At 60.3% G+C, this 22,629-nt stretch carries 19 protein-coding genes; 15 read left to right on the top strand and 4 right to left on the bottom strand.

The window, feature by feature from the left end; all coding sequences use genetic code 11:
- The first annotated feature begins 2 nt into the window (after positions 1-2).
- The 9 genes from sdhA (at position 3) to BLO80_RS16400 (ending at position 13,376) form a co-directional block, all read left to right on the top strand.
- Complete coding sequence (sdhA, locus tag BLO80_RS16360; protein WP_092328362.1) at positions 3-1,775, top strand: succinate dehydrogenase flavoprotein subunit; 1,773 nt, start codon at positions 3-5, stop codon at positions 1,773-1,775.
- An 11-nt stretch (positions 1,776-1,786) separates the two neighbouring features.
- The gene (locus BLO80_RS16365) at positions 1,787-2,491 is read left to right on the top strand and encodes a succinate dehydrogenase iron-sulfur subunit (protein WP_092328360.1); all 705 of its coding nucleotides are present in this window, start codon (positions 1,787-1,789) and stop codon (positions 2,489-2,491) included.
- Between the two features lie 262 nt (positions 2,492-2,753).
- Positions 2,754-5,585, top strand: coding sequence for a 2-oxoglutarate dehydrogenase E1 component (locus BLO80_RS16370; protein ID WP_092328359.1), 2,832 nt, complete (start codon positions 2,754-2,756; stop codon positions 5,583-5,585).
- A gap of 43 nt (positions 5,586-5,628) precedes the next feature.
- Complete coding sequence (gene odhB / locus BLO80_RS16375) at positions 5,629-6,852, top strand: 2-oxoglutarate dehydrogenase complex dihydrolipoyllysine-residue succinyltransferase (protein WP_072406454.1); 1,224 nt, start codon at positions 5,629-5,631, stop codon at positions 6,850-6,852.
- Positions 6,853-6,963: 111 nt separating this feature from the next.
- Complete coding sequence (lpdA, locus tag BLO80_RS16380) at positions 6,964-8,400, top strand: dihydrolipoyl dehydrogenase (protein WP_092328357.1); 1,437 nt, start codon at positions 6,964-6,966, stop codon at positions 8,398-8,400.
- A gap of 197 nt (positions 8,401-8,597) precedes the next feature.
- Positions 8,598-9,764: an ADP-forming succinate--CoA ligase subunit beta gene (sucC, locus tag BLO80_RS16385; protein WP_003179235.1), complete on the top strand. Its 1,167-nt coding sequence runs from the start codon at positions 8,598-8,600 to the stop codon at positions 9,762-9,764.
- Positions 9,764-10,648 (top strand): succinate--CoA ligase subunit alpha, encoded by an 885-nt coding sequence (gene sucD / locus BLO80_RS16390; protein WP_003179236.1) that lies wholly within the window; start codon positions 9,764-9,766, stop codon positions 10,646-10,648. The genes sucC and sucD overlap by 1 nt, the downstream gene beginning before the upstream one ends.
- Before the next feature lie 400 nt (positions 10,649-11,048).
- Positions 11,049-12,362, top strand: a complete 1,314-nt coding sequence (brnQ, locus tag BLO80_RS16395; RefSeq protein WP_092328356.1) for a branched-chain amino acid transport system II carrier protein — start codon at positions 11,049-11,051, stop codon at positions 12,360-12,362.
- Positions 12,363-12,638: 276 nt separating this feature from the next.
- Positions 12,639-13,376 carry a DUF599 domain-containing protein gene (locus BLO80_RS16400; RefSeq protein ID WP_092328354.1) on the top strand — a complete coding sequence of 246 codons (738 nt, stop codon included), beginning with the start codon at positions 12,639-12,641 and terminating at the stop codon, positions 13,374-13,376.
- A 70-nt stretch (positions 13,377-13,446) separates the two neighbouring features.
- On the opposite strand, the gene BLO80_RS16405 is transcribed toward BLO80_RS16400, so the two are convergent.
- Positions 13,447-13,698, bottom strand: coding sequence for a hypothetical protein (locus BLO80_RS16405; RefSeq protein ID WP_092201804.1), 252 nt, complete (start codon positions 13,696-13,698; stop codon positions 13,447-13,449).
- Between the two features lie 158 nt (positions 13,699-13,856).
- Here BLO80_RS16405 and BLO80_RS16410 point away from each other — a divergent pair, with 158 nt between their 5' ends.
- The 4 genes from BLO80_RS16410 (at position 13,857) to BLO80_RS16425 (ending at position 17,658) form a co-directional block, all read left to right on the top strand.
- Positions 13,857-14,333, top strand: a complete 477-nt coding sequence (locus BLO80_RS16410) for a PaaI family thioesterase (RefSeq protein WP_092328479.1) — start codon at positions 13,857-13,859, stop codon at positions 14,331-14,333.
- Positions 14,330-14,791, top strand: coding sequence for a PaaI family thioesterase (locus tag BLO80_RS16415; RefSeq protein ID WP_092328353.1), 462 nt, complete (start codon positions 14,330-14,332; stop codon positions 14,789-14,791). Before BLO80_RS16410 ends, BLO80_RS16415 begins: the two co-directional genes overlap by 4 nt.
- Positions 14,792-14,878: 87 nt before the next feature.
- Positions 14,879-16,783, top strand: a complete 1,905-nt coding sequence (gene htpG / locus BLO80_RS16420) for a molecular chaperone HtpG (protein ID WP_060743152.1) — start codon at positions 14,879-14,881, stop codon at positions 16,781-16,783.
- A gap of 146 nt (positions 16,784-16,929) precedes the next feature.
- Positions 16,930-17,658: a dienelactone hydrolase family protein gene (locus BLO80_RS16425; RefSeq protein WP_092328351.1), complete on the top strand. Its 729-nt coding sequence runs from the start codon at positions 16,930-16,932 to the stop codon at positions 17,656-17,658.
- A 160-nt stretch (positions 17,659-17,818) separates the two neighbouring features.
- Here BLO80_RS16425 and BLO80_RS16430 read toward each other — a convergent pair whose 3' ends face one another.
- Entirely contained in the window at positions 17,819-18,679 is an 861-nt protein-coding gene (locus BLO80_RS16430; RefSeq protein WP_092328476.1) for a pirin family protein, read from the bottom strand.
- Between the two features lie 126 nt (positions 18,680-18,805).
- Between BLO80_RS16430 and BLO80_RS16435 the strand changes: the two genes are divergently transcribed.
- Together BLO80_RS16435 and BLO80_RS16440 are read left to right on the top strand one after the other, a co-directional pair.
- A complete protein-coding gene (locus BLO80_RS16435; protein ID WP_092328349.1) occupies positions 18,806-19,816 on the top strand; it encodes an amidohydrolase family protein in 1,011 nt (336 codons plus the stop codon).
- Between the two features lie 183 nt (positions 19,817-19,999).
- Positions 20,000-20,464, top strand: coding sequence for a DUF3859 domain-containing protein (locus BLO80_RS16440; RefSeq protein WP_018610122.1), 465 nt, complete (start codon positions 20,000-20,002; stop codon positions 20,462-20,464).
- A gap of 192 nt (positions 20,465-20,656) precedes the next feature.
- Here BLO80_RS16440 and fabB read toward each other — a convergent pair whose 3' ends face one another.
- Complete coding sequence (gene fabB, locus BLO80_RS16445; RefSeq protein ID WP_092328348.1) at positions 20,657-21,877, bottom strand: beta-ketoacyl-ACP synthase I; 1,221 nt, start codon at positions 21,875-21,877, stop codon at positions 20,657-20,659.
- Positions 21,878-21,888: 11 nt separating this feature from the next.
- On the bottom strand, positions 21,889-22,404 hold the full coding sequence (gene fabA, locus BLO80_RS16450) for a 3-hydroxyacyl-[acyl-carrier-protein] dehydratase FabA (RefSeq protein WP_003204400.1): 516 nt from the start codon (positions 22,402-22,404) through the stop codon (positions 21,889-21,891).
- Positions 22,405-22,629: the final 225 nt, after the last annotated feature.

A 22,629-nucleotide genomic window follows, 5' to 3' on the forward strand; every position in this document is an offset into this window, starting at 1 on the left:
CCATGGCTAACATTCCAACGATTTCTTTCGACGCCATCATCATTGGTGGTGGCGGTGCCGGCATGCGCGCAGCGCTGCAACTGGCACAGGGCGGTCACAAGACTGCCGTGATCACCAAGGTTTTCCCGACGCGTTCGCACACCGTTTCCGCCCAGGGCGGCATCACCTGCGCCATCGCTTCGGCCGACCCGAACGATGACTGGCGCTGGCACATGTACGATACCGTCAAGGGTTCCGACTACATCGGTGACCAGGACGCTATCGAATACATGTGTCAGGAAGGCCCGGCCGCGGTGTTCGAGCTGGACCACATGGGCATGCCCTTCTCGCGTACCGAGCAAGGTCGTATCTACCAGCGTCCGTTCGGTGGCCAGTCCAAGGACTACGGCAAGGGCGGCCAGGCCGCGCGTACTTGCGCGGCGTCCGACCGTACCGGTCACGCACTGCTGCACACCCTGTACCAGGGCAACCTGAAAGCCGGTACCACGTTCCTGAACGAGTACTACGCCGTCGACCTGGTGAAGAACCAGGACGGCGCCTTCGTCGGTGTGATCGCGATCTGCATCGAAACCGGCGAAACCACCTACATCCGCGCCAAGGCCACCGTATTGGCGACCGGCGGTGCAGGCCGTATCTACGCATCCACCACCAATGCCCTGATCAACACCGGTGACGGCGTCGGCATGGCCCTGCGTGCTGGCGTGCCGGTACAAGACATCGAAATGTGGCAGTTCCACCCGACCGGCATCGCCGGCGCCGGTGTACTGGTGACCGAAGGTTGCCGTGGTGAAGGTGGTTACCTGATCAACAAGCACGGCGAGCGTTTCATGGAACGTTATGCGCCGAACGCCAAGGACCTCGCCGGTCGTGACGTTGTGGCTCGTTCGATGGTTAAAGAAATCATCGCCGGCAACGGCTGTGGCCCGAATGGCGACCACGTGCTGCTCAAGCTCGATCACCTGGGCGAGGAAGTGCTGCACAGCCGCCTGCCAGGTATCTGCGAGCTGTCGAAGACCTTCGCCCACGTCGACCCGGTCGTCGCGCCGGTTCCAGTGGTTCCAACCTGCCACTACATGATGGGCGGCGTCGCCACCAACATTCACGGCCAGGCGATCACCCAGAACGCCGAAGGCGTGGACGAAATCATCCCTGGCCTGTTCGCAGTGGGTGAAGTGGCGTGCGTATCGGTCCACGGTGCCAACCGCCTGGGCGGCAACTCGCTGCTCGACCTGGTGGTCTTCGGTCGCGCTGCCGGCCTGCACCTGGAGAAAGCGCTGACCGACGGTATCGAATATGACGATGCCACCGACGCCAACATCGAAGCTGCCCTGGCGCGTCTGTCCGCCCTGAACGAGCGTACCGAAGGCGAAGACGTGGCAACCCTGCGTCGCGAGCTGCAGAACTGCATGCAGAACTACTTCGGTGTGTTCCGTACCGGCGAATACATGCAGAAAGGTATCGCCCAGCTGGCGCAATTGCGTGAACGAATCGCCAACGTGAAGATCAACGATAAGTCGCAGGCGTTCAACACTGCCCGTATCGAAGCGTTGGAATTGCAGAACCTGCTGGAAGTGGCCGAAGCCACCGCCATCGCCGCAGAAGTGCGTAAAGAGTCCCGTGGTGCCCACGCCCGCGAAGACTTCGAAGACCGTGACGACGAAAACTGGCTGTGCCACACCTTGTACTTCCCGGGTGAAAAACGCGTCGCCAAGCGTGCCGTGAACTTCTCGCCGAAGACTGTTCCGACTTTCGAACCAAAAGTCCGGACTTATTAAGGGTGACCGCTATGTTGCAAGTCAGTGTTTATCGCTACAACCCTGATCAGGACGCTGCGCCGTTCATGCAGGACTTCCAGGTCGATACCGGTGGTAAGGACCTGATGGTGCTGGACGTGCTGGCCCTGATCAAAGAGCAGGACGAGGGGTTTTCCTATCGTCGCTCTTGCCGCGAGGGCGTTTGCGGCTCCGACGGCATGAACATCAACGGCAAGAACGGCCTGGCCTGCATCACGCCGTTGTCGGCCGTGGTCAAGGGCAACAAGCTGGTGATTCGTCCGTTGCCAGGTTTGCCGGTTATCCGTGACCTGGTCGTCGATATGAGCATCTTCTACAAGCAATACGAGAAGGTGAAGCCATTCCTGCAGAACGATACGCCGGCTCCGGCCATCGAGCGTCTGCAGTCTCCGGAAGAGCGTGAGAAGCTCGACGGTCTGTACGAGTGCATCCTGTGCGCTTGCTGCTCGACCTCGTGCCCATCCTTCTGGTGGAACCCGGACAAGTTCCTGGGCCCGGCCGCCCTGCTGCAAGCGTACCGCTTCCTGGCAGACAGCCGTGACACCAAGACGTCCGAGCGTCTGGCTTCGCTGGATGACCCGTTCAGCGTATTCCGCTGCCGCGGGATCATGAACTGCGTCAACGTTTGCCCGAAAGGCCTGAACCCGACTAAGGCCATCGGTCACATTCGTAACATGCTGCTGCAAAGCGGCGTGTGATTCAGCTGCTGTACCCGTAGGACCGTTGTACCCGTAAAGGCCAGGGCGCGGGCTTCAACCCGCGTCTTGGCTATAACCAGAACAGCCGCTCACAAAGCGGTGGTTCTTATTTTGAAGAAATGAGACAAGCAGGGGCATCCGGGCTGGTACCCGGACTATCAGCGTGATCCTAAGTGGCTTGTTTTAGTCGCTGCACTCGGACTTCTGCAAGTTTGCTCGGTGTTTTCGCCGGTGGTGTTCCCCTAATCGAGGGTGACCAAGCATGCAAGAAAGCGTGATGCAGCGCATGTGGAACAGTGCCCACCTCTCCGGTGGTAACGCTGCCTATGTGGAAGAGCTCTACGAACTCTACCTGCACGACCCTAACGCTGTGCCAGAAGAATGGCGCACCTACTTTCAGAAGCTACCGGCCGACGGTAATTCTGCCACTGATGTTTCGCACTCGACGATTCGCGATCATTTCGTGTTGCTGGCAAAGAACCAGCGCCGCGCTCAACCGGTGTCTGCCGGCAGCGTGAGCTCCGAGCACGAGAAGAAGCAAGTTGAAGTATTGCGACTGATCCAGGCCTACCGGATGCGTGGCCACCAGGCAGCCCAGCTTGACCCGCTGGGGCTGTGGCAGCGTCCTGCACCTGCAGACCTGTCGATCACTCACTACGGCTTGACCAATGCCGACCTTGATACGACCTTCCGTGCCGGCGACCTGTTCATCGGCAAAGAGGAAGCGAGCCTACGCGAAATTCACGAAGCGTTGCAGCAGACATATTGCCGCACCATCGGCGCTGAATTTACGCACATCACCGATTCCGAGCAGCGCCAGTGGTTCCAGCAGCGTCTGGAAAGCGTTCGTGGCCGTCCGACATACTCCGCCGACATCAAGAGCCACTTGCTCGAGCGCGTCACCGCCGGTGAAGGCCTGGAGAAATACCTGGGCACCAAGTACCCGGGTACCAAGCGTTTCGGCCTGGAAGGGGGCGAAAGCCTGATTCCGATGCTCGACGAGCTGATCCAGCGTTCCGGTTCCTACGGCACCAAGGAAGTCGTCATCGGCATGGCCCACCGTGGCCGCCTGAACGTACTGGTCAACACCTTCGGCAAGAACCCGCGCGAGCTGTTCGACGAGTTCGAAGGCAAGAAGAAGGTCGAGTTGGGTTCCGGTGACGTGAAATACCACCAGGGCTTCTCGTCCAACGTGATGACCACAGGCGGCGAAGTCCACCTGGCCATGGCGTTCAACCCGTCTCACCTGGAAATCGTTTCCCCGGTGGTCGAGGGTTCGGTCCGTGCCCGCCAGGATCGTCGCAACGATCCGACCGGCGAGAAGGTACTGCCGATTTCCATCCACGGTGACGCGGCATTCGCCGGTCAGGGCGTGGTCATGGAAACCTTCCAGATGTCGCAGACCCGCGGTTTCAAGACCGGCGGCACCGTGCACATCGTGATCAACAACCAGGTTGGCTTCACCATCAGCAACCCGCTGGACTCGCGCTCCACCGAGTACGCGACCGACGTCGCGAAAATGATCCAGGCGCCGATCCTCCATGTGAATGGCGATGATCCGGAAGCCGTGCTGTTCGTGACCCAACTGGCCATCGACTACCGCATGCAGTACAAGCGCGACGTGGTGATCGACCTGGTCTGCTACCGTCGTCGCGGCCACAACGAGGCCGACGAACCAAGCGGCACCCAGCCCCTGATGTACCAGCAGATCGCCAAGCAGCGCACCACCCGTGAGCTGTATGCCGAGCGCCTGACCCAGGGCGGTGTTCTGGATGCCGAGCGCGTCCAGGAAAAAGTCGACGAATACCGCAACGCCCTGGACAACGGCCTGCACGTGGTAAAAAGCCTGGTCAAGGAACCGAACAAAGAGCTGTTTGTGGACTGGCGTCCTTACCTGGGCCACGCCTGGACCGCGCGTCACGACACCCGCTTCGACCTCAAGACCTTGCAGGAACTGTCCGCCAAGCTGCTGGAAATCCCGGAAGGCTTCGTGGTCCAGCGCCAGGTCGCGAAGATCTACGAAGACCGGCAGAAGATGCAAGCCGGCGGCCTGCCGATCAACTGGGGTTATGCCGAAACCATGGCGTACGCGACCCTGGCGTTCGAAGGCCACCCGATTCGCATCACCGGCCAGGACGTAGGCCGCGGCACTTTCTCGCACCGCCACGCGGCGCTGCACAACCAGAAAGACGCCAGCACCTACATCCCGCTGCAACACCTGTACAAGGGCCAGCCACGTTTCGACCTGTACGATTCGCTGCTGTCCGAAGAAGCCGTCCTGGCGTTCGAATATGGCTACTCCACCACCGAGCCCAACGCGCTGGTGATCTGGGAAGCCCAGTTCGGCGACTTCGCCAACGGTGCCCAGGTGGTTGTCGACCAGTTCATCACCAGCGGCGAGCACAAGTGGGGCCGTCTCTGCGGTCTGACCATGCTGTTGCCACACGGTTATGAAGGGCAGGGGCCGGAGCACTCCTCGGCACGTCTGGAACGCTACCTGCAACTGTGTGCCGAGCACAACGTCCAGGTTTGCGTACCGACGACGCCGGCGCAGATCTACCACCTGCTGCGTCGTCAGGTCATCCGTCCGCTGCGCAAGCCGCTGATCGTGCTGACACCGAAGTCGCTGCTGCGTCACAAACTGGCGATCTCCACGCTCGAAGACCTGGCCGAAGGCTCGTTCCAGACCGTTATTCCGGAAATCGACACGCTGGACGCGGCGAAGGTGACTCGCCTGATCCTGTGCAGCGGCAAGGTCTACTACGACCTGCTGGAAAAACGTCGTGCCGAAGGCCGTGAAGACATCGCCATCGTGCGTATCGAGCAGCTCTATCCGTTCCCGGAAGAAGACCTGATGGAGGCCATCGCGCCTTACACCAACCTCACCCACGTGGTGTGGTGTCAGGAAGAACCGATGAACCAGGGCGCCTGGTACAGCAGCCAGCATCACCTGCGTCGCAGCATCGGCAACCATAACAAGGCCCTGGGCCTGGAATATGCCGGCCGTGATGCTTCCGCTGCACCTGCGTGTGGTTATGCGTCGATGCATGCCGAGCAGCAGGAAAAACTGCTGCAAGATGCTTTCACTGTTTAAGCCTTCGTGCTGACTGAAACCGAATTTTAAGGACCCACAGATAATGGCTATCGAAATCAAAGCCCCGTCATTCCCGGAATCGGTTGCCGATGGCACCGTTGCCACCTGGCACAAGAAACCAGGCGACGCTGTAAAGCGTGACGACCTGATCGTCGACATCGAGACCGACAAAGTCGTTCTGGAAGTGTTGGCCGAAGCTGACGGCGTGCTCGGCGCAATCGTTGCCGAAGAGGGCGCTACCGTCCTGTCCAACCAGGTATTGGGCTCGATCGAAGAGGGCGGCGCCGCTGCCGCTGCTCCGGCCGCCGCTGCTGCTCCTGCCGCTGCCCAGGCCGCAGCGCCTGCTGCCGACGGCGAAGACGATCCAGTCGCCGCTCCGGCCGCGCGCAAGATCGCCGAAGAGAACGGCATCAACATCGCTTCCGTTGCCGGCACCGGCAAGGGCGGTCGTGTGACCAAGGAAGACGTGGTGGCAGCCGTTGCCGCCAAGAAAGCCGCGCCAGCCGCCGCACCGGCCAAGCCAGCCGCACCTGCCGCCGCCGCTCCGGTGTTCGCTGCCGGTGATCGCGTTGAAAAACGCGTTCCGATGACCCGCCTGCGTGCCAAGGTTGCCGAGCGTCTGGTCGAAGCACAGTCGAACATGGCGATGCTGACCACCTTCAACGAAGTCGACATGACCGAAGTCATGGCCCTGCGTTCGAAGTACAAGGATCTGTTCGAGAAGTCCCACAATGGCGTACGCCTGGGCTTCATGTCGTTCTTCGTCAAGGCTGCCACCGAAGCGCTGAAGCGCTTCCCGGCGGTCAACGCGTCGATCGACGGTTCCGACATCGTCTACCACGGTTATGCCGATATCGGCGTCGCCGTTTCCAGCGACCGTGGCCTGGTGGTTCCGGTCCTGCGCAACGCCGAACTGATGAGCCTGGCCGAAATCGAAGGCGGCATCGCCACCTTCGGCAAGAAGGCCCGTGACGGCAAGCTGTCCATCGAAGAGATGACCGGCGGTACGTTCACCATCACTAACGGTGGTACATTCGGTTCGATGATGTCGACCCCGATCGTCAACCCGCCACAGGCGGCTATCCTGGGCATGCACAACATCCTGCAGCGTCCGATGGCGATCAACGGTCAAGTCGTGATTCGTCCGATGATGTACCTGGCACTGTCCTACGATCACCGCCTGATCGATGGCAAAGAAGCCGTGACGTTCCTGGTCACCATCAAGAACCTGCTTGAAGATCCGGCTCGTCTGCTGCTGGATATCTGATTTTCGCCGCGAGGGCCGGTCTGTCGACCGGCCTCTTGCTGAAACAACCGGTTTCGTCCCTCGACGGTCACCACAAGTGATCGTCCGGTTTGATTCGAAAAGGAATGACTCATGACTCAGAAATTCGACGTGGTAGTGATTGGTGCGGGCCCTGGCGGCTACGTAGCGGCCATCAAGGCTGCGCAACTGGGCCTTACCACTGCCTGCATCGAGAAATACACCGATGGCGAGGGCAAGCAGGCCCTCGGCGGTACTTGCCTGAACGTCGGTTGCATTCCTTCCAAGGCGCTGCTGGACAGCTCCTGGAAATACAAGGAAGCGAAAGAAAGCTTCAATGTTCACGGTATCTCTACCGGTGAAGTGAAGATGGACGTCGCCGCGATGGTTGGTCGCAAGGCTGGCATCGTCAAGAACCTGACCAGCGGTGTTGCCACCCTGTTCAAGGCCAATGGTGTGACCTCGATCCAGGGCCACGGCAAGCTGCTGCTGGGCAAGAAAGTCGAAGTGACCAAGCCAGACGGCTCGGTTGAAGTGATCGAAGCCGAAAACGTCATCCTGGCGCCAGGCTCGCGTCCGATCGACATTCCGCCGGCTCCGGTCGACCAGAAGGTGATCGTCGATTCCACCGGTGCCCTGGAATTCCAGAGCGTACCAAAACGCCTGGGCGTGATCGGCGCCGGTGTGATCGGCCTCGAGCTGGGTTCGGTCTGGTCGCGCCTGGGCGCGCAAGTGACCGTTCTCGAAGCCCTCGACACCTTCCTGATGGCCGCTGACGCTGCGGTTTCCAAGGAAGCGCTGAAAACCCTGACCAAACAGGGCCTGGACATCAAGCTGGGCGCTCGCGTGACCGGTTCGAAGGTCAACGGCGAAGAAGTCGTGGTCAACTACACCGACGCCAATGGCGAACAGACCATCACTTTCGACAAGCTGATCGTTGCGGTCGGCCGTCGTCCGGTGACCACCGACCTGCTGGCTGCCGATAGCGGCGTGGACCTCGACGAACGCGGTTTCATCAAGGTTGATGATTTCTGCGCCACCACCGTACCGGGCGTCTACGCCATCGGTGACGTGGTCCGCGGCATGATGCTGGCGCACAAGGCGTCCGAGGAAGGCATCATGGTCGTCGAGCGCATCAAGGGCCACAAGGCCCAGATGAACTATGACCTGATCCCGTCGGTTATCTACACCCACCCGGAAATCGCATGGGTCGGCAAGACCGAGCAGGCCTTGAAAGCCGAAGGCGTTGAAGTTAACGTCGGCACCTTCCCGTTCGCCGCCAGTGGCCGTGCCATGGCAGCCAACGATACCGGCGGTTTCGTGAAAGTCATCGCCGATGCCAAGACGGATCGCGTATTGGGCGTTCACGTGATTGGCCCAAGCGCTGCCGAGCTGGTACAGCAAGGCGCGATCGGTATGGAATTCGGCACCAGCGCTGAAGACCTGGGCATGATGGTCTTCTCCCATCCGACCCTGTCCGAAGCCTTGCACGAAGCGGCCCTGGCCGTAAATGGCGGCGCCATCCACGTGGCCAACCGCAAGAAGCGTTAATAGACAATAAGAAACCACGGCGGTATGGCCCGTCGTGAGCCTTGCGAGCAAGACTCACCGCGGAATATCCGCTGGACGCAGCCTTGCGTAGCGGCACCGGTTCACCGGAACGCTGCGCAAGCAGCAGTCACAGGTGGTGCGGCACCAAAAATGGTGCAGCACCGAATGCGCAGTACCTAACGAAGACGGTAATAAGCATGAATCTTCACGAGTATCAGGGTAAGCAGCTGTTCGCTGAATACGGCCTGCCAGTATCCACCGGCTACGCAGTAGACACCCCGGAAGCGGCAGCAGAAGCTTGCGACAAAATCGGCGGCAGCGAATGGGTTGTCAAAGCCCAGGTTCACGCCGGTGGTCGCGGTAAAGCGGGCGGCGTCAAGCTGGTTCGCAGCAAAGAAGACGCCAAAGCCTTCGCACAGCAGTGGCTGGGCAAGCGTCTGGTGACTTACCAGACTGACGCCAACGGTCAGCCAGTCACCAAGATCCTGGTTGAATCGTGCACTGATATCGCTAAAGAGCTGTACCTGGGCGCGGTCGTTGACCGTTCGAGCCGCCGTATCGTGTTCATGGCTTCCACCGAAGGTGGCGTGGACATCGAGAAAATCGCTCACGATACCCCTGAGAAAATCCTCAAGGCCACCATCGATCCACTGGTTGGCGCACAGCCATTCCAGGGCCGCGAGCTGGCATTCCAGCTGGGCCTGGAAGGCAAGCAGGTCACTCAATTCGCCAAGATCTTCGTAGGTCTGGCCAAGCTGTTCCAGGACCACGACCTGGCACTGCTGGAAGTGAACCCGCTGGTGATCAAGGCCGACGGCGACCTGCACTGCCTCGATGCCAAGATCAACATCGACGCCAACGCCATGTACCGTCAGCCTAAGCTGAAGACTTTCCACGATCCGTCCCAAGACGATCCGCGCGAAGCGCACGCTGCCAAGTTCGAACTGAACTACGTAGCCCTGGAAGGCAACATCGGCTGCATGGTCAACGGTGCCGGCCTGGCCATGGGTACCATGGACATCGTCAACCTGCATGGCGGCAAGCCAGCCAACTTCCTCGACGTGGGCGGCGGTGCTACCAAGGAACGCGTTACCGAAGCGTTCAAGATCATCCTGTCCGACACCAACGTCGCCGCAGTACTGGTCAACATCTTCGGCGGCATCGTTCGCTGCGACATGATTGCCGAAGGCATCATCGGCGCCGTGAAAGAAGTCGGCGTGAAAATCCCGGTTGTTGTTCGCCTCGAAGGCAACAACGCTGAGCTGGGCGCTAAAGTACTGGCAGAAAGCGGTTTGAACATCATCGCTGCTACCAGCCTGACCGACGCTGCTCAACAAGTCGTCAAAGCTGCGGAGGGCAAATAATGAGCGTCCTGATCAATAAAGACACCAAGGTTATCTGCCAGGGCATTACCGGTTCGCAAGGTAGTTTCCACACCCAGCAAGCCATCGAATACGGCACCAAGATGGTTGGCGGCGTAACCCCAGGCAAAGGCGGCACCGAGCACCTGGGCCTGCCCGTGTTCAACACCGTGAAAGACGCTGTAGCTGCCACTGGCGCCACCGCCAGCGTGATCTACGTTCCGGCTCCTTTCTGCAAGGACTCCATCCTTGAAGCGGCGTTCGGCGGCATCAAGCTGATCGTCTGCATCACCGAAGGCATCCCGACCATCGACATGCTGGAAGCCAAGGTCAAGTGCGACGAGCTGGGTATCACCCTGATCGGCCCTAACTGCCCAGGCGTGATCACCCCAGGCGAATGCAAGATCGGCATCATGCCAGGTCACATTCACTTGCCAGGCAAGGTCGGTATCGTTTCCCGTTCCGGCACCCTGACTTACGAAGCCGTGAAGCAGACCACTGACGCCGGTTTCGGTCAGTCGACTTGCGTCGGCATCGGCGGTGACCCGATCCCGGGCTCGAACTTCATCGACATCCTGAAGCTGTTCCAGGAAGACCCGAAGACCGAAGCGATCGTGATGATCGGTGAGATCGGCGGTTCGGCTGAAGAAGAAGCGGCTGCCTACATCAAGGCCAACGTGACCAAGCCGGTTGTGTCCTACATCGCGGGTGTGACTGCTCCTCCGGGCAAGCGCATGGGCCATGCTGGCGCAATCATCTCTGGCGGCAAAGGCACTGCAGACGAGAAATTCGCTGCACTGCAAGACGCAGGCGTGAAAACCGTGCGTTCGCTGGCAGACATCGGCAAGGCCCTGGCCGAGCTGACTGGCTGGGAAATGAAGAAGTAAGCTTCGGCTGACCTTTTCGTTCCAGCAACAAAGGCCACCTTCGGGTGGCCTTTGTCGTTTCTGGGTCCATGGCGCCAAGAGAGGGCCTCATCGCGAGCAAGCTCGCTCCCACAGTCGAGCGCATTTCATTGTGGGAGCGAGCTTGCTCGCGATGACGGAATGACAGCCCGCCAACCATTTACATGCAAAAACGCGACACGGGGACGTCGCGCATCGGATAGTTCGCCCCTTTACAGTGCGTTTTATCGCCAGATTCGTTAGGCTAGCAGCCATTTTTGCGACCGCTGCCCACAAGGAAGCGCCGCGCTAAACGGGTCGGTCCCATACGGATCGGCAGCATTTCCCTCTACCCTCGGGGAAATCCCTCTCTAAATTCCGATTCAGTAGTGTGGTTTCCTTAATGAAAGTGTTGAAAGGCCAGGACATCCTGGCGCTTGGTTTCATGACATTTGCCCTGTTCGTCGGGGCTGGCAACATCATCTTCCCGCCTATCGTCGGTTTGCAGTCCGGGCCTCATGTCTGGATGGCGGCACTGGGCTTTTTGATCACGGCGGTCGGGCTGCCGGTCATCACGGTTGTGGCACTGGCCAAGGTGGGCGGGGCGATGGACGCCTTGAGCAGCCCCATCGGCAAGGTCGCCGGCGGGTTGCTGGCGGCGGTGTGCTACCTGGCCGTTGGCCCGTTGTTCGCCACACCGCGTACCGCTACCGTTTCGTTCGAAGTCGGCCTGGCGCCATTGACTGGCGAAAGCCCGCTGGCACTGTTCCTGTATAGCGCCGCGTATTTCCTGCTGGTGTTCTTCATCTCGCTCTACCCGGGCCGGCTGCTGGACACTGTCGGACGTTTCCTCGCTCCCCTGAAGATCATCGCCCTGGCCGTGCTCGGCATCGCCGCGTTTGCCTTGCCGGCCGGCGATATCGGCGTGGCGACCCCCGAATACGTGGCGGCGCCGTTCTCCCAGGGCTTCATCAATGGTTACCTGACCATGGATACCCTGGGCGCATTGGTGTTCGGGATCGTCATCGTCAACGCGATCCGTTCCCGGGGCGTCGAGTCGCCGGCCTTGATCACCCGCTACGCGATCATCGCCGGGCTGATTGCCGGGGTGGGCCTGGCGCTGGTCTACGTCAGCCTGTTCCGCCTGGGGTCGGGCAGCCATGAAGTGGCCATGGGCGCGAGCAACGGTGCCGCCGTGCTGCACGCCTATGTGCAACACACCTTCGGCAGCCTGGGCAGCGGTTTCCTGGCGGTGCTGATCTCCCTGGCGTGCCTGGTGACCGCGGTCGGCCTGACCTGCGCCTGCGCCGAGTACTTCAGCCGCGTCCTGCCGCTGTCCTACAAGACCCTGGTGGTGATCCTGGCGGCCTTTTCGCTGCTGGTGTCCAACCTGGGCCTGACCAAGCTGATCGCGTTCTCGATTCCGGTCCTCACCGCGATCTACCCGCCGTGCATCGCCCTGGTGGCCTTGAGCTTCTGCAAGGACTTCTGGCACGAGCAGGGGCGCATCGTTGGCCCGGTGATGCTGGTGTCGTTCCTGTTTGGCCTGATCGATGCGCTCAAGGGCGCCGGGCTGGCGGACTGGATGCCGACGCAACTGGCCCACTTGCCGCTGAGCGAACAGGGCCTGGCCTGGCTGGTGCCTTCGGTGATGACTCTGGCGGTCGCGGTGGTGTGTGATCGCCTGCTGGGCAAGCGCAACGAAGCACTGGCTTAAACAGCTTCAGGCAGATTCATCGGCCACAACCGAAATGCCCCGTATCAATCGATACGGGGCATTTTTTTTGAGTGCGGTGTCTTTTTTCGTGGGCTAACGTCGAAGCAGTGTCTTGAAAGGCTTGCACACAACCTTGTGGGAGCGAGCTTGCTCGCGATAGCGCCAGATCAGCCAGCATCGATGTGTCTGATGGACCGCAATCGCGAGCAAGCTCGCTCCCACAGGGTTCACCGCGACCATTGCTCCAGCTTTTGTTTTCGTCACACAGGAAATCGAATGTCATTCATCCAAGCCAACCTGATCCATCTGCTTGCCGCCGCCTGGTTCATCATCTGCTGGGCGGGCTACACCCGTTACGCCACCTGGAAGGCCCGCGATACGGCCTGCCTGGCCAGTGTCATGCACCTGTACCGAGAAGACTGGATGCGCCGCATGCTGCTGCGTGAGAACCGCATCGCCGATGCCAGCGTGATCGGCAACCTGGAGCGCAACGCCTCATTCTTCGCCTCCAGCACGCTGATCATCCTGGCTGGCATCCTGACGGTGCTCGGGGCGTCGGATCGGGCGGTGTCGTTGCTGGCGGACATCCCCATGGTGCAACAGTCTTCCCAGGGCATGGCGGAGGTCAAGTTGCTGTGCCTGGCACTGGTGTTCGTGTATGCGTTCTTTACCTTCAGTTGGTGCATGCGCCAGTACAACTTCGCGGCGGTACTGATTGGCTCTGCGCCGATGATCGGTGAGCGGCATGTCTCGGAGCAGGAGCGCAAGGCCTTTGCGCTAAGGGCGGCGCGAGTCATTTCCATGGCGGCCAACCAATTCAACTTCGGCCTGCGTTCCTATTATTTCGGCATGACCATGTTGGCGTGGTTCGTCAGCCCCTGGTTATTCATGTTGATGAGTGCCGGCGTGGTGTTCGTGCTGTATCAGCGCGAGTTTCATTCCGATGTGCTGGACGTGATGGTCTATACCCCCACGCAAGCACCAGTGCCCGAGGTTGGCAAGGAAGCGGCCTGACAGGCGCCGCCAAATCACAGGCAAAAGAAAACCCGCACCAGGCGGGTTTTCTTTTACAGCTAAAACCGTATCAGTTGGTTTTAGGCGCGGTGGCAGGTGCTTGTTCCTGCTGGGCGGCGCTGTTCGATTCAGACTGAGCTTTGGCGGCTTCGGCGTTTTCTTTCGCCGCGTCGTTCACTTTATCCTGTGCTTTGTTCATGTCTTGCTGAGCTTGCTCAGCGTGTTGTTGGGCATCTTGAGCTTTGTCCTCGGATTTTTTATCGCAGGCAGCGAGACCGAGAGAGGCGGCCAACATCAAGGCAATAGCAAAAGTCTTACGCATGGGGTGTTTCTCCTTATGGAAATAACTACTGGCCTTTTGAGCGACCCCCCTCGGGTTAAGTTCCTCTTTTGCTACAGATATATAACTTTGCACGGTCGCGGAACTTTAGCGAACTCGCCTGTTGCCAGGCCTCTAAATAAACAAGGGCATTGATGGACATGGCTGAAGATCCCGTTTTTGAGCGTGCCACCCGCTTTTTATCCGCCCTGCGGCATTGCCAGGTGTTGGGCTTGAAGTTGCACAGCGCCAGTCGTGATGGGCTGACGCTCATCCTGCCGTTCAGCCCGCAAATCGTCGGCAATCCCCTGACGGGCATCATCCATGGTGGCGCGTTGACCTCATTGATGGATACGGCGTGCGGCATGTCGACCTTGTGTGTGCTGCCGCAATTCGAAGTCTGTCCCACCCTCGACCTGCGCATCGACTACATGCACGCCGCCGAGCCCCACAAGGACGTCTACGGCTTCGCTCAATGCTATCGGGTGACCCCGGACGTGATCTTCACCCGGGGTTTCGCCTATCAGGACGACCCCGAGCAGCCCATCGCCCATGTGGTGGGCACGTTCATGCGCCTGGGCCAGCAGGCCAGGGGCATGGGGAAGGCCAGTCCGTTGACCGCCGTGGGCCAGCCATGACCGAGACTACCCAGGAACAACTGCGCCGCGCCTGTGAACAGGGCGACTACGCGCTGCTGCTCGCCGCGATCCCCTATGCCCAGCTCATCGGCGTCGAATGCACGCGCCAGGGCGACGACTGGGTGTTTCGCCTGCCGGCCAACAAGGACAACATTGGTAACCCTTTACTGCCGGCTATCCACGGCGGAGTCATCGCCGGCTTCATGGAACTGGCGGCCGCCGTTCATCTGTTGATCGCCACCGCCACGCCGGGGGTGCCAAAGATCATCGACTTTTCCCTGGATTACCTGCGCACCGGGCAGTTTCGCGACACCTATGCCAAATGCCAGGTCTGGCGCCAGGGCCGGCGGGTCGCCAATGTCGCGATCACCGCCTGGCAAGATGTCGAGGCCGAACCCATCGCCACCGCTCGGGCGCATTTCAAGATCCAGGAGCCTTCAAAACCGGAACGCCCTTGAAATCATCAGCGTTGCCCCCACCTTGAGGACATCCCGCCGCCAATCTCAGCGAGGCGGACACCACCATCCACTTGGAGTTTGATGACCATGAGCGTGGAAACTCAAAAGGAAACCCTGGGCTTCCAGACCGAGGTGAAGCAACTGCTGCACCTGATGATTCACTCGCTGTATTCGAATAAGGAAATTTTCCTTCGCGAGCTGATTTCGAACGCCTCTGACGCTGTCGACAAATTACGTTTCGAAGCCCTTTCCAAGCCTGAACTGCTGGAAGGCGGCGCTGAGCTGAAAATCCGTGTGAGCTTCGACAAGGACGCGAAAACCGTCACCCTCGAAGACAACGGCATCGGCATGAGCCGCGAAGAGGTGATCACGCACCTGGGCACCATCGCCAAGTCTGGCACTGCCGACTTCATGAAGAACCTGTCCGGCGACCAGAAGAAAGATTCCCACCTGATCGGTCAGTTCGGCGTCGGTTTCTATTCCGCGTTCATCGTGGCCGACCAGGTCGAAGTGTTCAGCCGCCGTGCCGGCCTCGCTGCGAGCGAAGGCGTGCATTGGTCGTCCAAGGGCGAGGGCGAGTTTGAAGTCGCCACCGTCGACAAGGCAGATCGCGGCACCCGCATCGTGCTGCACCTCAAGTCCGGTGAAGACGAGTTCGCCGATGGCTGGCGTCTGCGCAACATCATCAAGAAGTACTCCGACCATATCGCGCTGCCCATCGAGCTGCCGAAGGAAGTCACCGCTGCCGAAGGCGAAGAAAAGCCTGAAGTGGAATGGGAAACCGTCAACCGCGCCAGTGCCCTGTGGACCCGTCCGCGCACCGAAGTGAAAGACGAGGAATACCAGGAGTTCTACAAGCACATCGCCCATGACTACGAGAACCCGCTGAGCTGGAGCCATAACAAGGTCGAAGGCAAGCTGGAATACAACTCGCTGCTGTACGTGCCGGCCCGTGCGCCGTTCGACCTGTACCAGCGCGAAGCGCCACGTGGCCTGAAGCTGTACGTGCAGCGTGTGTTCGTGATGGACCAGGCCGAGTCGTTCCTGCCGCTGTACCTGCGCTTTATCAAGGGCGTGGTGGATTCCAACGATTTGTCGCTGAACGTTTCGCGGGAAATCCTGCAGAAAGATCCGATCATCGATTCCATGAAGTCGGCACTGACCAAGCGCGTGCTGGACATGCTGGAAAAACTGGCGAAGAACGAGCCCGAGCAGTACAAGAGCTTCTGGAAAAACTTCGGCCAGGTCATGAAAGAAGGCCCGGCCGAGGACTTCGCCAACAAAGAGAAAATCGCCGGCCTGCTGCGCTTTGCGTCGACCCAGGGTGACGATGGCGAGCAGATCGTTGGCCTGGCCGATTACCTGGCCCGCGCCAAGGAAGGCCAGGACAAGATCTACTACCTGACCGGTGAAACGTATGCACAGGTCAAGAACAGCCCGCACCTGGAAGTCTTCCGCAAGAAAGGCATCGAAGTGCTGCTGCTGACCGACCGCATCGACGAGTGGCTGATGAGCTACCTCAACGAGTTCGACGGCAAGAGCTTCGTCGACGTGGCCCGTGGTGACCTGGACCTCGGCAACCTGGATTCGGAAGAAGACAAGAAAGCCGCCGAAGAAGTCGCCAAGAGCAAGGAAGGCCTGGTCGAGCGGATCAAGACGGCCCTGGGCGATGCTGTCAGCGAAGTGCGTGTGTCGCACCGCCTGACCGATTCTCCGGCGATCCTGGCCATCGGTGAGCAGGACCTGGGCCTGCAGATGCGCCAAATCCTCGAAGCCAGCGGCCAAAAAGTCCCGGACTCCAAGCCGATCTTCGAATTCAATCCGGCCCACCCGCTGGTGGAAAAACTCGACAACGAGCAGAGCGAAGAACGTTTCGGCGATCTGTCGCACATCCTGTTCGACCAGGCGGCCCTGGCGGCCGGCGACAGCCTGAAGGATCCGGCGGCGTATGTGCGTCGCCTGAACAAGCTGTTGGTTGAACTGTCAGCTTAATCTGACGCAGGAAAGTCCCTTGTGGGAGCGAGCTTGCTCGCGATTTCGGTCCAACATTCAACAGATACGTTGACTGGTCTACCGTCATCGCGAGCAAGCTCGCTCCCACAAGGGCTTCTTGAATGTTTCATCAGGAGGAGTCTGTCATGAGTCAGGTTACGGTTCGTTCGCTGGTCTATCAGATCGATGGTCAAAGTTATGAAGGTCGCCTGGCCTTCGACGTCAACCAGCAGGGCCCGCGCCCGGGTTTGCTGATGGCGCCGAACTGGATGGGCGTAGGGGCAGGTGCCGAGGAGATCGCCAAGTCGGTGGCGGCCAACGGTTATGTGGTGTTGATCGCCGACTTGTACGGGCAGGCGGTGCGCCCGAGCAATGCCGATGAAGCGGGGGCGGCGATGATGCCCCTCAAGAACGACCGGGCCTTGTTGCGCAAGCGCATGCAGGCCGCGTTCGAACAACTGCAGAGCCAGGGTGATGCACAGGTTGACACCGCGAGACTGGCCACGTTCGGCTTCTGCTTCGGGGGTTGCTGCTCTCTGGAATTGGCTCGCAGTGGCGCCCCGCTGAAGGCGGCGATCTCCTTCCACGGCACCCTGGATACACCGAACCCGGCCGATGCGCAGAACATCAAGGGCGCGGTGTTGGTGATGCATGGCGCCTCCGACCCGCTGGTGCCGAAAGAGCAACTACCGGCTTTCGAAGATGAAATGAACGCGGCCGGGGTGGATTGGCAATTGTTGAGCTACGGCGGTGCGGTGCATTCGTTCACCGATCCGCAGGCCAATGTGCCGGGCAAGATGATGTACAACGCCAAGGTCGCCGGACGCGCGTTCCGGTCGATGCATAACTTGCTGGATGAAGTGTTCAAGGGCTGAAGTCGGGTTCTGGATTTGAATCCCTTGTTGTCTGACATAAAGCCATCGCGAGCAAGCTCGCTCCCACAATGATCCGCTGTGAACGCACATTTTGTGATCACTCAAATCCAATGTGGGAGCGAGCTTGCTCGCGATGGCGGCCTGACAAGCAACCCTGAAATCAGGGCAACTCGATCCGCTCGCTTTCCCCTGGCACGGTCGGCCAGTCTCCGGTTGCCCAGCGCCGGCGGGCTTCGTCGATCCGGGCCGGGTCGCTGGCGACGAAGTTCCAGTTCATCCGTCGCGGTCCATCCAGTGGCGCGCCACCGAACAGCACGGCATGGCAATCGCTGTCGGCAAACAGCGTCATCTCTTCCCCTGCTGGCAATATCACCAGGGAATGGGCTTCTACCGGCTCGCCATCCAGTAACGCCTCGCCGCTCAACACATACAGGGCCCGCTCTTCGTGCTCGGTGGGAATCAGCAACGTCGTCGCGGTCTGCAGGTGCAGTTCGGCATACAGCGTGGGCGAGAGCACCGGCACCGGCGATTCCAGGCAAAAGCCTGACCCGGCGATCATACGGATGCTGACCCCCAGGTTCTCACTGACCGGCAGGCTCTGTGCCGGATGATGGCTGTAGTGCCCCGGGCCTTGTTCGTAGGCTTTGGGCGAGGCCAGCCAGACTTGCAACCCGTGCATGACGAAAGGGCTGCCCAGCAGTGACTCGGGGGTGCGTTCGACGTGGGCGATGGCGCTGCCGGCGGTCATCCAGCTGACATCCCCGGCGTCCACCACCTGGTCGGAACCCAGGCTGTCCTTGTGCTGGAGTTTGCCTTCGAACAGGTAGGTGAGGGTGGACAGGCCGATATGCGGGTGCTGGCGGATGTTCATGCCTTTGCCGGCCGGGTAGGTGGTTTGCAGCATGTGATCGAAAAACACGAAAGGTCCGACGCTGCGGCATTTGGCGGACGGCAGCGGGCGAAGAATCGGCTGGCCTTCGACGTCTTCGGCGCGGGGGCGAACGGTCAGGGGCGTGGTCATGTTGTCTTCCAGGTTGAACAACGGCTGCGCGAAGCATAACCCGTCGCCGGCGGACGCGGCAGATGCGCCTTGAACCGCAGCGCGACGGTGAGGGTCTATGTTGCTCATGGCTTCTGGAGATTGCCCGTGCCTTTGCCCCGTTTGATCTTTGCCTGGCTGCTGGTCGTTGCGAGTGGCGGCGCCGCGGCCCGCGAATATGCCTACAGTGATGCGCACCTGCATTATGTCGATTTCTTTCAGGAAACCGCCGGCATGCCCAAGCTGCTCCAGGCGATGGCGGACAATCGCATCGAGCATGTGATGATTTCCGGTGTTCCGGTGGCCAAGAAATGGCATGAAGACGAGCCCAAGCGCCCGCGGTATTACGCCGGTGACGATGCGGACGCCTATTGGTACAGCGCCACCGATGTGATCGTTGCGGCGGCAGTGAGCAAGTTGACCGAGGAACAACGCCAGCGCTTCCATCCTTTCCTGTCGGGCTTCAATCCCAACGACAAGAACTCCGCCGCCCACATCCAGCGCATGCTCGATCTCTACCCGGGGTTGTGGCAAGGCATCGGCGAAGTCTTCACCCGCCATGACGACTTGACGGCGCTGACCTCGGGCGATACCCCGCGGGCCAACAACGAAGCCATGACCCGGATCTATCACCTGGCGGCCGAGAACGACCTGCCGGTGATGCTGCATTCCAACATCACCTCCAAGCGTGAAAGAAATCCCCTGTACCTGGCGGAGATCGAGGAACCGTTGCGTAACCACCCGCATACGCGTTTCATCTGGGCCCATGCCGGCACCAGCATGGAAATCCATCGCCACCAGACCCAACTGGATTTTCTGTTGCCGACCCTGACCCGCATGCTCGAGGCCTATCCCAATCTGTACATCGACCTGTCCTGGAGCCTGCTCACGCCGTACTTGCTGGACGAGGCGGGCAAACCCCGGGATGAGTGGGTAAAGCTGGTGGAGCGCTTTCCCGAGCGCTTCATGGTGGGTTCGGATGTGGTCGGGCGTTTCAACAAGTTGGGCAAGACGTTGCACGGCTTCGATCCGTTCCTCGATGCCTTGCCGGAAGACGTCGCCAGGAAGGTCGCGCGGGATAATTTCCTGGCGGTGTTGCCGCGTTCCGTCGCCCGCTGAATTGGCTGTGTGGCGAGGGAGCTTGCTCCCGTTCGGTTGCGCAGCAACCGCAAGAACTGGGGGCCGCTGCGCAGCCCAGCGGGAGCAAGCTCCCTCGCCACGGGATGATCGCTGTGCATGTTTGTCATCAGCCTGTCACTGCGGCGTCATACCCTCGCGCTCATCTCAATCAAGGAGCGCACTATGCACCTCACCCGTTCAAGCGCACTGGTCGCGCTGTTGTTGACCTGCGGCCTGGCACAGGCCGAAGTCCGTGTCGAAGGCCCGGTGGAATACGGCGTCTTCGAAGGGCCGCAAGCCGAGCTGCAATCCGGGGAGCGGGTCCTGCGGCGCAGCAATGAGCAGATCCGCCAGACCGAAAGCGTGCCGGCGAAGCTGGGCACCAAGTTCGGCATGCGTTATCAGTTGGCGGGCAAGGTCGCAGACGACCAGCCGTTGACCCTGTTGTACTTCACTCCCGGTATCCGCACCCCCGATGGTGTGCGCCACGACAAGTTCGAAGTCATTCAGAAACTGGTGCCCGGCGCGCCTCAGGACGTCATGGCCTATGAATTCACCGAAAGCCACGAAGTGGTGCCGGGGGAGTGGCGGTTCATGGTGTTTCAGGGCGATCGGTTGCTGACGCAGCAGCGGTTTGTGGTGCGCTGAATTCCATTCACCACAGACCCAATGTGGGAGCGAGCTTGCTCGCGATTGCGGTAGGCCAGTCAACTTATCTGTTGTATGACACACTGCAATCGCGAGCAAGCTCGCTCCCACAAGGGAACTGTGGCGAATTGGCAGGCAAAAAAACGCCCCGAACCAGTCGGGGCGTTTTTGTGTGTGGCGTAGCGGCGGGGCTTACTTGCCCTGCCAGCGCTTCATCACCAGGGTGGCGTTGGTGCCACCGAAGCCGAAGCTGTTGCTCATCACGGTATTGATGCTGGCGTTTTCGCGAGTCTTGGTCAGGATGGGCAGGTCGGCCACTTCCGGGTCCAGTTCGTCGATGTTGGCGGAGCCGGCCATGAAGTTGCCTTCCATCATCAGCATGCAGTAGATCGCTTCGTGAACGCCGGCGGCGCCCAGGGAGTGACCCGACAGGCTCTTGGTGGAGCTGATGGCCGGAGCCTTGTCGCCGAACACTTCGCGTACGCCTTTCATTTCCATCACGTCGCCCACTGGGGTCGAGGTGCCGTGGGTGTTCAGGTAGTCGATCGGTGCATCGACGGTGGCCATGGCCATCTGCATGCAGCGCACGGCACCTTCACCGCTTGGCGCGACCATGTCGTAGCCGTCGGAAGTCGCGCCGTAGCCGACGATTTCCGCGTAGATCTTCGCGCCACGGGCCAAGGCGTGTTCCAGCTCCTCGACCACGACCATGCCACCACCGCCGGCGATGACGAAGCCGTCACGGTCGGCATCGTAGGCGCGGGAAGCTTTTCCCGGCGTGTCGTTGCGCTTGCTGGACAAGGCGCCCATGGCGTCGAACAGGAACGACTGGCTCCAATGTTCTTCTTCACCGCCGCCGGCGAACACGATGTCCTGCTTGCCCAACTGGATCTGCTCGACCGCGTTCCCGATGCAGTGGGCACTGGTGGCGCAGGCGGAGGAGATCGAGTAGTTGATGCCCTTGATCTTGAAGGGGGTAGCCAGGCAGGCCGAAACGGTGCTGCCCATGGTCCGCGTGACGCGGTAGGGGCCAACGCGCTTGACGCCTTTTTCGCGCAGGATGTCCAGCGCTTCCATCTGGTTCAGGGTCGAGGCGCCGCCGGAACCGGCGATCAGGCCGGTACGCACGTTGGACACTTGCTCTTCGGTCAGGCCGGAGTCAGCGATGGCGTCTTTCATGGCCAGGTAGGCGTAGGCCGCCGCATGGCCGACGAAACGGTAGATCTTGCGATCGATCAGTTCTTCGAGATTGAGGTCAATGGAGCCGGAAACCTGGCTACGCAGACCCATTTCGGCGTATTCCGGGTTGAACCGGATGCCAGGGCGACTTGCACGCAGGTTAGCGGAGACGGTCTCTTTGTCATTGCCCAGGCACGAAACGATGCCCAGACCAGTGATAACGACGCGGCGCATGCGGATAACCCTTAGAAGTTGTCAGTGGAGGTGAAAACGCCGACCCGGAGGCCTTCGGCGGTATAGATCTCGCGACCGTCCACGGCAACCGAACCATCGGCAATGGCCATGTTCAGCTTGCCCTTGAGGACGCGTTTGATATGAATGTTATAGGTGATTTTCTTGGCGGTCGGCAGGACCTGACCAAAGAACTTCACTTCGCCCGAACCCAGGGCGCGACCGCGGCCCGGCAGGCCTTGCCAGCCGAGGAAGAAACCGACCAGTTGCCACATGGCGTCCAGGCCCAGGCAGCCCGGCATCACCGGATCACCTTCGAAGTGGCAGGCGAAGAACCACAGGTCCGGAGTGATATCCAGTTCGGCGACCAATTCACCTTTGCCGTACTTGCCACCCTCTTCGCTGATATGGGTGATGCGATCCACCATCAGCATGTTCGGGGCGGGCAGTTGCGCGTTACCTGGGCCGAACAGCTCACCGCGACTGCAGCGCAGCAGGTCTTCCCGGGTAAAGGCGTTTTGTTTGGTCATGCGAGCTCCTCAATAGTCCCATGCGGCAGGGTGGGGCAAATCTTCCCGGCCGATCGAAGCGTTCATGCCTCGAATCGACAGCCTACTCATAGACTATTGCGTTGTAGTGAAAGTCACAGCACACGGGAAATGAATGTACACCTGTGCACTGAAATTTTTATTCAAGCCCCAATCGAGGCTTGTTCGGGTGCCTAAGACTGCCGCACTTTCGCCTTTCACGCCAGT

This window comes from Pseudomonas sp. NFACC56-3 (assembly GCF_900100025.1).
Lineage (GTDB): Bacteria > Pseudomonadota > Gammaproteobacteria > Pseudomonadales > Pseudomonadaceae > Aquipseudomonas > Aquipseudomonas fluorescens_AA.

Bases quoted from the DNA above. Each gene is read 5' to 3' on its own strand.
- BLO80_RS16410 (WP_092328479.1), top strand. From the start codon at position 13,857: ATGGCTGAAGATCCCGTTTTTGAGCGTGCCACCCGCTTTTTATCCGCC.
- BLO80_RS16405 (WP_092201804.1), bottom strand. From the start codon at position 13,698: ATGCGTAAGACTTTTGCTATTGCCTTGATGTTGGCCGCCTCTCTCGGT.
- BLO80_RS16430 (WP_092328476.1), bottom strand. From the start codon at position 18,679: ATGACCACGCCCCTGACCGTTCGCCCCCGCGCCGAAGACGTCGAAGGC.
- BLO80_RS16365 (WP_092328360.1), top strand. From the start codon at position 1,787: ATGTTGCAAGTCAGTGTTTATCGCTACAACCCTGATCAGGACGCTGCG.
- BLO80_RS16415 (WP_092328353.1), top strand. From the start codon at position 14,330: ATGACCGAGACTACCCAGGAACAACTGCGCCGCGCCTGTGAACAGGGC.
- BLO80_RS16400 (WP_092328354.1), top strand. From the start codon at position 12,639: ATGTCATTCATCCAAGCCAACCTGATCCATCTGCTTGCCGCCGCCTGG.
- fabA (WP_003204400.1), bottom strand. From the start codon at position 22,404: ATGACCAAACAAAACGCCTTTACCCGGGAAGACCTGCTGCGCTGCAGT.
- BLO80_RS16370 (WP_092328359.1), top strand. From the start codon at position 2,754: ATGCAAGAAAGCGTGATGCAGCGCATGTGGAACAGTGCCCACCTCTCC.
- lpdA (WP_092328357.1), top strand. From the start codon at position 6,964: ATGACTCAGAAATTCGACGTGGTAGTGATTGGTGCGGGCCCTGGCGGC.
- sucC (WP_003179235.1), top strand. From the start codon at position 8,598: ATGAATCTTCACGAGTATCAGGGTAAGCAGCTGTTCGCTGAATACGGC.
- BLO80_RS16440 (WP_018610122.1), top strand. From the start codon at position 20,000: ATGCACCTCACCCGTTCAAGCGCACTGGTCGCGCTGTTGTTGACCTGC.
- BLO80_RS16425 (WP_092328351.1), top strand. From the start codon at position 16,930: ATGAGTCAGGTTACGGTTCGTTCGCTGGTCTATCAGATCGATGGTCAA.
- htpG (WP_060743152.1), top strand. From the start codon at position 14,879: ATGAGCGTGGAAACTCAAAAGGAAACCCTGGGCTTCCAGACCGAGGTG.
- fabB (WP_092328348.1), bottom strand. From the start codon at position 21,877: ATGCGCCGCGTCGTTATCACTGGTCTGGGCATCGTTTCGTGCCTGGGC.
- sdhA (WP_092328362.1), top strand. From the start codon at position 3: ATGGCTAACATTCCAACGATTTCTTTCGACGCCATCATCATTGGTGGT.
- sucD (WP_003179236.1), top strand. From the start codon at position 9,764: ATGAGCGTCCTGATCAATAAAGACACCAAGGTTATCTGCCAGGGCATT.
- brnQ (WP_092328356.1), top strand. From the start codon at position 11,049: ATGAAAGTGTTGAAAGGCCAGGACATCCTGGCGCTTGGTTTCATGACA.
- odhB (WP_072406454.1), top strand. From the start codon at position 5,629: ATGGCTATCGAAATCAAAGCCCCGTCATTCCCGGAATCGGTTGCCGAT.